The 9,323-nt window shown below is 38.2% G+C and carries 11 protein-coding genes; 2 read left to right on the top strand and 9 right to left on the bottom strand.

From position 1 onward, the window contains the following. Both AAX15_RS06695 and AAX15_RS06690 read right to left on the bottom strand, forming a co-directional pair. The coding region (locus AAX15_RS06695; protein ID WP_046939666.1) for a DNA-methyltransferase at window positions 1-626 on the bottom strand (626 nt) is incomplete at its 3' end. Further along, the gene (locus AAX15_RS06690; protein WP_046939665.1) at window positions 616-963 is read right to left on the bottom strand and encodes a helix-turn-helix domain-containing protein; all 348 of its coding nucleotides are present in this window, start codon (window positions 961-963) and stop codon (window positions 616-618) included. The genes AAX15_RS06695 and AAX15_RS06690, both read right to left, overlap by 11 nt. A gap of 109 nt (window positions 964-1,072) precedes the next feature. Here AAX15_RS06690 and AAX15_RS06685 point away from each other — a divergent pair, with 109 nt between their 5' ends. Both AAX15_RS06685 and AAX15_RS06680 read left to right on the top strand, forming a co-directional pair. Continuing rightward, window positions 1,073-2,110, top strand: a complete 1,038-nt coding sequence (locus tag AAX15_RS06685) for an IS1595 family transposase (protein WP_046939664.1) — start codon at window positions 1,073-1,075, stop codon at window positions 2,108-2,110. Between the two features lie 4 nt (window positions 2,111-2,114). After that, a complete protein-coding gene (locus tag AAX15_RS06680) occupies window positions 2,115-2,537 on the top strand; it encodes a hypothetical protein (protein ID WP_046939663.1) in 423 nt (140 codons plus the stop codon). Window positions 2,538-2,558: 21 nt separating this feature from the next. Here the strand turns inward: AAX15_RS06680 and AAX15_RS06675 are convergent, their stop codons facing one another. The 7 genes from AAX15_RS06675 to rapA all read right to left on the bottom strand — a co-directional run bounded on the left by AAX15_RS06675 (window position 2,559) and on the right by rapA (window position 9,313). Beyond that, window positions 2,559-3,023 carry a hypothetical protein gene (locus tag AAX15_RS06675; RefSeq protein WP_046939661.1) on the bottom strand — a complete coding sequence of 155 codons (465 nt, stop codon included), beginning with the start codon at window positions 3,021-3,023 and terminating at the stop codon, window positions 2,559-2,561. 142 nt (window positions 3,024-3,165) lie between these two features. Further along, complete coding sequence (locus AAX15_RS06670; protein WP_046939659.1) at window positions 3,166-3,555, bottom strand: RidA family protein; 390 nt, start codon at window positions 3,553-3,555, stop codon at window positions 3,166-3,168. Window positions 3,556-3,612: 57 nt separating this feature from the next. Then, entirely contained in the window at window positions 3,613-4,365 is a 753-nt protein-coding gene (locus AAX15_RS06665) for an MlaA family lipoprotein (protein WP_046939658.1), read from the bottom strand. Between the two features lie 127 nt (window positions 4,366-4,492). Beyond that, window positions 4,493-5,245, bottom strand: coding sequence for a DeoR/GlpR family transcriptional regulator (locus tag AAX15_RS06660; RefSeq protein WP_005643940.1), 753 nt, complete (start codon window positions 5,243-5,245; stop codon window positions 4,493-4,495). A 29-nt stretch (window positions 5,246-5,274) separates the two neighbouring features. After that, on the bottom strand, window positions 5,275-5,853 hold the full coding sequence (locus AAX15_RS06655; protein WP_046939656.1) for a rhomboid family intramembrane serine protease: 579 nt from the start codon (window positions 5,851-5,853) through the stop codon (window positions 5,275-5,277). A gap of 26 nt (window positions 5,854-5,879) precedes the next feature. Then, entirely contained in the window at window positions 5,880-6,539 is a 660-nt protein-coding gene (gene rluA / locus AAX15_RS06650; protein ID WP_011272195.1) for a bifunctional tRNA pseudouridine(32) synthase/23S rRNA pseudouridine(746) synthase RluA, read from the bottom strand. 2 nt (window positions 6,540-6,541) lie between these two features. Beyond that, window positions 6,542-9,313, bottom strand: a complete 2,772-nt coding sequence (rapA, locus tag AAX15_RS06645) for an RNA polymerase-associated protein RapA (protein WP_046939654.1) — start codon at window positions 9,311-9,313, stop codon at window positions 6,542-6,544. Window positions 9,314-9,323 lie beyond the last annotated feature (10 nt).

Raw genomic sequence — 9,323 nt, 5'->3', positions numbered from 1 at the left:
CTAGTATCATTGCCGTAAAATTGACGGTTAAGTAATTTTGCGGCAACTCCTACAAAACCTGCTCCACAAAATGGATCAATAATAAGTTCATTTTCCTTTGTGCTTTGTTCAATGAGAACCTTTGCTAAATTAATAGGTTTTTCTGTTGGATAGCCTCTAACGATCCTTTTTTCAACAAGAATATCAGGGATTGATAAATTATTTAATTTCCTCTTTCCTTTTTCGAAGAATAAGATAAATTCATATCGTGCTCTATAATGATACCCCATACCGATGGCGACCTTATCCCATACTATAGGTTTCCAAAATTTAAATCCTATTTTTTCTGCGATAGGTTTTATTACAAACATAGTTTCCTGATCACAAAATAGGTAAAAATGACTGTCTTTCTTTAAAACTCGATATATTTCAATTAGCAATTCTTCAAAACGCTTATTAGGGAAGATCTCAAACCATTGATTACTAGAGGATTTACTTTGCTTTAAACGAGTAGTTGTTCCTATTTTCCTATGCTTTTCTAATGATTCATAAGGAGGATCTGTAATAACTAGATCTACAGATGATGAATCTAAGGTTTTTAGCCAATCTATAGCATCTAAATTACTAATCTGAGTGTTATACATCATTATTACTCAATTCATTAAAAATAATTTTAGAGGTTCTTTTTAAAATACGCTTTCCCACTTCATTTGCAGAACGATAATTGTTGAGCAATTCAGATTCATCTAAATTCAAATTAATATCTTTTTCAGTTAAAAACATATCCTCTTGATTCAATAGCAGCCAATTTAAATTAATATTAAATTTTTTAGAAACCTTAGAAAGAAACTCCATACTGGGCTCTTTACCACTATTCAGATAGTTATGCACTGTTCTAAGTGGTGTGTCAACTAGTTCTGCAAAATCCTTTACCGTTAGTTTTTGCGACTCAATAACAAGACGTAATCGTTCTTTAATGCTCATTTTGGCATTCCTCATTGACTTTAAATGTATAAAATGGCATTATTTAATCATTAAGAATGCCAAAAATTACATTATTATAGTGATTTTATTAGGTTAAATAAATAGAATTATGGCGCAACACTTCCTCTTATCTAGCAAAGCTCGCACGCTTTCTTCCTACGAGATTGCACAACTCTCGGAAGAAGAAGCGTATGATTTGCTTTGTGAATTAAGATGGGGTGGCAAAGAGTTTATTACTTGTCCTAAATGTGGGGTGCAACACAAGCCTTATTATATTTCTACACGTAAACAATGGCGTTGCAAACATTGTAATCACACTTTTAGTGTCACTTCTGGCACTATTTTTGCTAATCGCAAGAAACCGATTAAGGTTTATCTCTATGCTTTAATGGAATGGGTAAATGCTGTCAAAGGCTTATCTTCCCTTCAATTAGCTCGTAATGCAAAACTTAATCCTCGCACAGCATTTGTTTTATCACATAAATTCCGCAAGGCGTTATTAGAAAGTCGTGATATAAAACCACTTTCAGGCGTAGTGGATATGGACGGGACTTATGTTCATCCTGCGCCACGTAAAGCAAATAAGAAATCTGACCGTATTGACTATCGTTTAAAGGAAAATCAGAATCCTGATAAACGTTGTGTCATGGTTGCACGTGAACATTATTCGCCAGAAGAAAAAGCCAGTAATGCGCTGCATTGTGGGGCAAAACGCTCTCACGTTTTTGTGGCGCATACGGAATCGCAATCGGTGATAAAAAGTTTTGCCGATAAGTTCATTAAACCGAATACGCAAATCAATACCGATGAAAGCACTGCCTATGATGTTTTATTACCTTACTATGACTTACGTACTGTTAATCATAAAGAAGAATATCGCAGCGATTTAGGTGTCACCAATAATCAGGCTGAAAGTCTATTTAGTCGTTTCAAACGTATGTACTACGGACAAGTTCACCGTATCAGCAACGAATACTTACTTAACTATGCTAATGAAATTGCGTACCGTGAGGACAATCGCCGTACCTCAAATAAAGCACAGTTTATTGATGTATTGAGCCGATGTTTGAAAACCACCAACGATAACAATGAATGGTGCGGTTATTGGCAACGAAAAATTATTCATCAAGAAGTGATTTGGCAGTAGATATATGGCATACAACCTAGATAAGAAGCTCAAAGAATTTGAGTTTGAACGTAAACAGGTATTACATCATCTAGCCTTACTTGATGCAAACATTGCCACATTAAAACGTGCTATTGAGCTTACTCAACAGGAAACTGATGTAGCCCTTTATAATACGGACAACTTTGTGTACCGTTCCAAATATAAGCTCTTTAAAGGGAAAATTCGTAAATATATCGTACAAATGATGCGAGAAGCACCTAATAAAGCCTTTACAATTGCCGAGCTTACGCAGTGCATTTTTGATATTGAACAAAATCCTGATATACCGTCCGAAAAACATCTTGATTCCGTTCGTAAACAACTGAATGAGTTTCATAAAAGAGAATGGATTGATAGAATTCAAATCAGCCGAAATGATGTTTACTGGCAATGGAAACAAAAATAGCGGTATTTCTACCGCTATTTACTATCCTTGCTTAAGTGTTCTCAATCGCCAATGTTGTGAGTTATCTATTAAGCATTTTTCCACTAACGATTTATACTTTAAATAGTTTAATGTACAAGCAATCGTTTGTGATTGTTTATACGGTATGACTTCTTCAATCCCTTGCCCATCTAACTTCATCGCCAGATATGTAATCTCCTTCACACTTAACCATTTTGAAGGCTCTTGTTTTAGTACCTGAGCAATCAACTGTTGAGGCGAAGTTTGGAAACGAAGATTTCTAAATTTGGGGTTTGACGGTAAAGGCGGTTCTTCCCAACCTTTTGCGTGATTTAATGCCACACGATAGTCTGAAATCTTCCGATCAAGATCTTTTAATTCTTTATGGAGTTGCTTGATTTGCGCTGCTATTTCTTTCTTTTCGGTTTCAATTTCTTCAATCGCTTCTTCAAGCGCATTTTCCAAAGTTGATTTTTGTTTTGTCATTGACTATTCTTACCTTTCGTACATAAAAGATAAGAAAATGTAGCAGAAACAACAAATTAAATCTTTGTGCAACTGCTACATAATACCGAAAAACATGCGAGTTTATGACCGCACTTTTAAGCAGAAATTACCAAACAGAAAATTATTTTCTTACAGCAATCGCTTCAATTTCTAATCCCACATCTTTTGGTAAACGCGCAACTTCTACGCAAGAACGAGCAGGGAAGTTAGGATGATTATTTTCTTTAAAGAAACATTCGTATTCTGCATTAACCGCTGCAAAATCATTAAGATCTTTCACAAAAACTGTTGTTTTTACAATATCTGCGGCGGTTAAACCCGCTTTCTCGATAATCGCTTTCACGTTTTCTAAAGATTGGCGCGCTTGCGCAACGATGTCAGCTGGCACTTCGCCTGTTGCAGGATTCACGGGAATTTGTCCTGAGGTGAAAACTAAATTGCCAAGATCAACCGCTTGAACATAAGGGCCAATAGCTGCTGGCGCTTTTTCAGTATGAATAATTTGAGTCATCATTTTCTCCTTAGTTGATAAAAAGTGCGGTTCTTTTTTACCGCACTTTTTTGTTGATTAATCAATTTCTTTTAGCACGTCATCTGAAAGCGATTCTTTATTTTCTGTTGATTTGCCATCACTCACTTTAAATTGTAAATTTTGGTAATACGCTTCTCTAAAGGTTACATATGGATCTTGTGCTTGGCGTAACAACTCAGCGTTATCAATATTTTTCGCACGAGCATCCACCGCTTGCACACCATATTTCACTAACGACCACGGACCACCAACCCATTCCCAGAATGGATACATATAAGCCGCATCAACCACTGCGCCCGTTAATTGACGTGGCGTTGTTGCATTATAAATCGGTAGCACAATATAACTGCCTGCATCTACGCCATAGCTCCCTAAAGTTTCCCCAAATCCACGTTGGTTATCTATGCGTAATTCTTTGCTTGCGCTCGCAAAATCAATAAAGCCACCTAGACCAAATACGGTATTAATCCAAAAACGATTAAAGTGAACAAATGCTTTTTTCGGTTCACCTTCAATTAAGCGGTTCACAAAACTTACCGGCTCATCAAGGTTATTTGCAATGCCAGCAAGACCAGAAGAAATAGGCTTAGGCACATAGTTATTCCAACCTTTTGCAGCGGGTTCTAACACATAGCGATCCATAACGTTATAGTTAAATTTCCACATGGTTCGATTGAACCCTTCAAGGGTGTCATTACGCTCACTCGCTTGTTTCGTGTCATTCTTATTTGCACAACCTGTCAGCACAATTACGCCGAAAAGTGCGGTCAAAATCGTCTTTATTTTCATTTTGAATCCTTATATAAATGTGGACTTATTCTACCTAATTTGCCAAGTAACAACAAAATAAATCTTGCCCATAAAACATATAAAAAGTGCGGTAAAAACACATTATTTTTACCGCACTTTATTATTCCTAACATAAAACTAGTTTCGTTTTCTGACCTTTAAGATAATTGACAATTCCTTCGGGAACATCATCCGTAAACAAATATTCCACATCACTTAATTCGCCCAATCGAACAATCGCTTGGCGCGTAAATTTAGAGTGATCGGTCACTAATAACGTCTGACGTGAACTTTCAATAATCGCTCGCTTTACTTGTACTTCATGGTAATCATAATCCAATAATGAACCATCAGCATCGATCGCGCTAATCCCTAAAATCCCGAAATCTAGGCGAAATTGAGAAATAAAATTCACCGTAGCTTCGCCAATAATTCCACCATCCATTCGCAATGATCCGCCTGCCATGACAATATCAAAACTTTCATTTTGGCGTAAAAGATGCGCAGCATTCAGATTGTTCGTTACAATTCGAAGTTTTTCGTGGCCAAGCAATGCATTGGCGACAGCCTCAGGCGTGGTACCAATATCAATAAACAACGATGCACCGTTAGGAATCAACTTCGCAACTTCCTGTGCAATATTATTTTTTTGTAATGAAAAGAATTGTTTACGATCCACGTAATCAGAATTTTCTGCAGAAGATGGCGATGCCGCACCACCGTGATGGCGACGAATTAAATCTAACTCTGCCAAAATATTCAAATCACGGCGAATCGTTTGAGGGCTAACATCTAAGGCAGCAACCAATTCTTCAGTGCTTAAATAACCAGATTGTTCCACCAGTTTAATAATTTGTTGATGCCGTAACGACTGCTTCATAGAGAATCCTTTATCCAAATTGAACACACCTACTGTAGCGAATTTTTACGTAATTTGCTATCGATAAATCCCCAAATCAATCCGACAATCAAGCCTGAAATATGTGCTGCATTTCCCATTTCAACACCAAATAATGGGCTAATAAAACCTAATGCGATCCCCACCAATAACATTGTGAAAAAACCTTCTGGCAGATCAAATAAATGATGATTCAATTTATCGCATATAAATACATACCCCAACACAGCATATACAACACCAGAAAGTCCAAAGAAAGCGGGGCCAGACACATAATTTTGCACATAGCCTGTTATGGCGGAGGCCACAACGTACAACATCAATAATTTGACCGAACCAAAAGTGCGCTCAATCATTCCACCGAAAATAAAAAACCAAGACAAATTAAACAAAATATGCAAATTAGATAAATGTACCAATGTATGTGAGATATAACGCCACGCTTCGCTATCTTGCTCTTCGTAAGCGGGGTAATGCATCAAATACATAATATCGTCTTCAAACCCCAGTTGTTGAGCAATATAAATAAGCGCACAAAGTGCGGTAAGAATTAACGTGATTTTTCCTTGTTGAGCTAAAAAGTTTTTCATTCGTGATCTCAAGTTTCTGCGCAAATTTAAAAATCGGACTTCGCATTAAATGTCATTGTTTCCCCTGTAATAGGGTGGGTAATCGTCAATTCTTCTGCGTGCAAACATAATCTTGGCGACATAGCTTTAGCCTGAGGATGAGAATAAAATTTATCGCCTAGAATTGGATGCCCCAATGCTAACATGTGCAAACGTAATTGATGAGATCTACCTGTCACGGGCGTCAGTTTCACGCGAGTACTGTTATTAGGCAAACGTGCTAAAACTTCGAATTTTGTGACCGCTCTTTTTCCTAAAACGAAATCCAAACGTTGGCGAGGTCGATTTTCCCAATCACAAATCATTGGCAAATTTACCTCGCCATAATCTTTCTCCAAATGTCCCCAAACGATCGCTTGATAATGTTTTTTCGGTTCACGTTCGCGAAATTGACGTTTTAATTCACGATCCGCCGCCTTACTTAAAGCAAACACAATAATACCGCTCGTTGCCATATCCAAACGATGAGCCGGTTCACAAAAGCCGAATTTTTCTTTCACTCGACTCATTGCGCTATCGTAATATTGTGGTTGATTGCCAGGCACGGAAAGCAAACCGCTCGGTTTGTTCACTACGCACAAATGATTATCTTGATAAATAATATCCAAATAAGGTTCAAGAGGCGGATTATATTCAATCAATGCCATTTTTATTCCTTGTTCGTCACAATGACCCGCAAGCAATCCAAACGCCAATTTGCTTTAGAAAACTCGTCCAGTGATTGTGTTCGTTGTTGTTCCAAAATATCAATTTCGTTTTGGCGAATATTTTTATTTACCGCTCGCAAAGCCTGTAAACGATTAATTTCTAAGCTTAATTGTTGATCTGCCTGATTTTTAGCTTCAGCAATAATCGGTTCAGCTAAAGATTTTACGAGTTGATCGCCTCGTGTAATCAAGGCTTCAATATTGGCCCGTGCCATTTTCACCACTTGATTAGCAATATTTTTACCAAGTGGTTTCAATTTGCTATGCAATGTTTCAAAAGCAACCTGCTCACCAATGTTATTTCCTTTGTTATCAAGCAGCAGACGAATAGGCGTTGGCGGCAAGAAACGATTAAGCTGTAATCCTTTTGGCGATTGACTTTCCACCACATAAATCAATTCAATTAATAAGGTTCCAGCTGGCAGTTGTTTATTCACAAGCAATGCCATTGCGGCTTTGCCAATATCACCAGAAGCAACAAGATCAATACCTTGACGAATCATAGGATGATCCCAAGTCAAAAATTCCATTTCTTCACGAGCAAGGGCTAGTTCGCGATCAAAGGTAACCGTCACCCCTTCTTCTTTTAAACCCGGAAAATCGGGCACAAGCATTGTCCCAGTTGGGCTAATCACAATACTATTTGCCCCAAGATCCTCTTGTTCTACGCCAATAATATCAAACAATTTTAAGGCAAAATTCACAAGCTCAGGCGAATTATCTTCATCAGCAATTTGATCCGCTAACGCTTGCGCTTGCTCACCGCCATGAGAATTTAGCTCTAATAAACGATCCCGTCCTTTTTCTAACTCAATCTTGAGTCTTTCCCGCGCGGTTTTAGTTTGTTTTAATAATTCAAAAAATTCATTCTCTGAAAGTGCGATAGAATTTGACCGCACTTTTTCCAATTCATCGGAAAACTGAGAAAATAATGCCATTCCCATTGGACAAGTTTGTTCAAAAGCATTGAGTCCCTCATTGTACCAACGCGCTAAACGACTTTGAGGCGAATCTTTTGCACAAGGTACATAAATTTGCACATCACGTTTTTGTCCAATACGATCTAATCGGCCAATACATTGTTCCAATAAATCAGGATTTGTCGGTAAATCAAATAACACTAAATTTGCTGCGAATTGGAAGTTACGCCCTTCCGAGCCAATACTCGAGCTCAGTAAAACCTGTGCACCGTTTTCCAAATCAGCAAAATAAGCGGCTGCTCTATCTCGTTCAATAATCGACATTTTTTCGTGGAACACTGCGGCACGAATAGCCTCACATTCACGCAAAATTTGTTCTAACTGAATCGCTGTTGCAGCGGCCTGACAAATCACAAAAATTTTTTCATCACGATGGAGTTTGAGAAAATCGATCAGCCAATCAATTTTATCATTATCTTCAGAGAGTGTAATTTGGTGGTAAACACGGTGTGGAAAACCTTTCACGCCTTGACGTGTATTGCGGAATAACATTCGCCCCGTGCCATGACGATCAATTAAGGCTTGAATCAGTTCCTGACGGGCACGATGCTGTTCTTCATCATTATTTGATGCAATCGCTTTAAAAAGTGGCTCGACATCTTGTTCAAGCAATAAATCAGAAATATGATTTTTTTCGACCGCACTTAATGTCTTATTTGCCAACAAAGATTCAACGGCATTAACCACAGGTTGATAGCGTTCCTGCTCTTTTACAAAGGTTTGATAATCAAAGAAACGTTCTGGATCCAGTAAGCGCAAACGAGCAAAATGACTTTCTTGCCCAAGTTGTTCTGGGGTTGCCGTGAGTAACAAGACTGATGGAATGATACGAGCAAGCTGTTCAACTAATAAATAAGCCGCACTTGGTGAAGATTCGGACCACACGAGGTGATGCGCCTCATCCACTATTAAACAGTCAAATTGAGCTTCGAGCGCCTGCTCTACTCGGTTTGGATGAGTTTCTAACCAATTCAGAGAACAGATAATTAAGCTTTCAGTCATGAATGGATTAACTGCATCAAGATCAAAATCGTTGCACCGTTCTTCATCAAAAAGTGAAAAATGCAAATTAAAACGACGAAGCATTTCCACCAGCCATTGATGTTGCAACGTTTCTGGCACGATAATAAGAACACGTTGCACTTTCTCAGCAAAAAGTTGATTCTGCAAAATCATTCCTGCTTCAATGGTTTTCCCTAAACCAACCTCATCCGCCAATAACACGCGAGGATTAACTCGATTACCGACTTCAGCTGCAATATGAAGCTGATGAGGAATTAAACCCGCACGCGTTCCGCGTAAACCACGCAATGGCGATTTAAATTGTGCTTGCTGATGACAAAGCGTGCGATAACGCAATGCAAAATGGCTGCTACGATCAATTTGCGCTGAAAACAAACGATCTTTCGCTTGGCTAAAAGAAATAATCGATGAAATATCACGTTCTTGCACAATGACATCTTCACCTTGCGGATTTTTAACTAAATAAAATAGCAAATCGTTCATATTTTGAACGTCTAAAATCTCACCTTGCCAGCCAGCTTGATGGGATAATGTTTCACCTTTACTAAATACAATCCGACTTAAAGGCGCTTGTGCAGCAGCATATATACGCGTTTCATCCGCAGCGGGGAAATAAATCGTGACGGTTCGTTGATCTAATGCAGTAATGATACCTAGTCCTAAAGCGTTTTCACTTTCACTCAACCAGCGCTGACCAATAGCAAAGGGCATAATAATTCTC

This window comes from Haemophilus haemolyticus (assembly GCF_001008275.1).
Classification (GTDB): Bacteria; Pseudomonadota; Gammaproteobacteria; order Enterobacterales; family Pasteurellaceae; genus Haemophilus; species Haemophilus haemolyticus_P.
Note: the sequence above shows the minus strand (reverse complement) of the source record. Positions and strands in the feature narration are given on the sequence as shown.

What these genes read in the sequence shown, in the direction of transcription:
- AAX15_RS06690 (WP_046939665.1), bottom strand. Translation starts at nt 963, where the DNA reads ATGAGCATTAAAGAACGATTACGTCTTGTTATTGAGTCGCAAAAACTA.
- AAX15_RS06685 (WP_046939664.1), top strand. Translation starts at nt 1,073, where the DNA reads ATGGCGCAACACTTCCTCTTATCTAGCAAAGCTCGCACGCTTTCTTCC.
- AAX15_RS06680 (WP_046939663.1), top strand. Translation starts at nt 2,115, where the DNA reads ATGGCATACAACCTAGATAAGAAGCTCAAAGAATTTGAGTTTGAACGT.
- AAX15_RS06675 (WP_046939661.1), bottom strand. Translation starts at nt 3,023, where the DNA reads ATGACAAAACAAAAATCAACTTTGGAAAATGCGCTTGAAGAAGCGATT.
- AAX15_RS06670 (WP_046939659.1), bottom strand. Translation starts at nt 3,555, where the DNA reads ATGACTCAAATTATTCATACTGAAAAAGCGCCAGCAGCTATTGGCCCT.
- AAX15_RS06665 (WP_046939658.1), bottom strand. Translation starts at nt 4,365, where the DNA reads ATGAAAATAAAGACGATTTTGACCGCACTTTTCGGCGTAATTGTGCTG.
- AAX15_RS06660 (WP_005643940.1), bottom strand. Translation starts at nt 5,245, where the DNA reads ATGAAGCAGTCGTTACGGCATCAACAAATTATTAAACTGGTGGAACAA.
- AAX15_RS06655 (WP_046939656.1), bottom strand. Translation starts at nt 5,853, where the DNA reads ATGAAAAACTTTTTAGCTCAACAAGGAAAAATCACGTTAATTCTTACC.
- rluA (WP_011272195.1), bottom strand. Translation starts at nt 6,539, where the DNA reads ATGGCATTGATTGAATATAATCCGCCTCTTGAACCTTATTTGGATATT.
- rapA (WP_046939654.1), bottom strand. Translation starts at nt 9,313, where the DNA reads ATGCCCTTTGCTATTGGTCAGCGCTGGTTGAGTGAAAGTGAAAACGCT.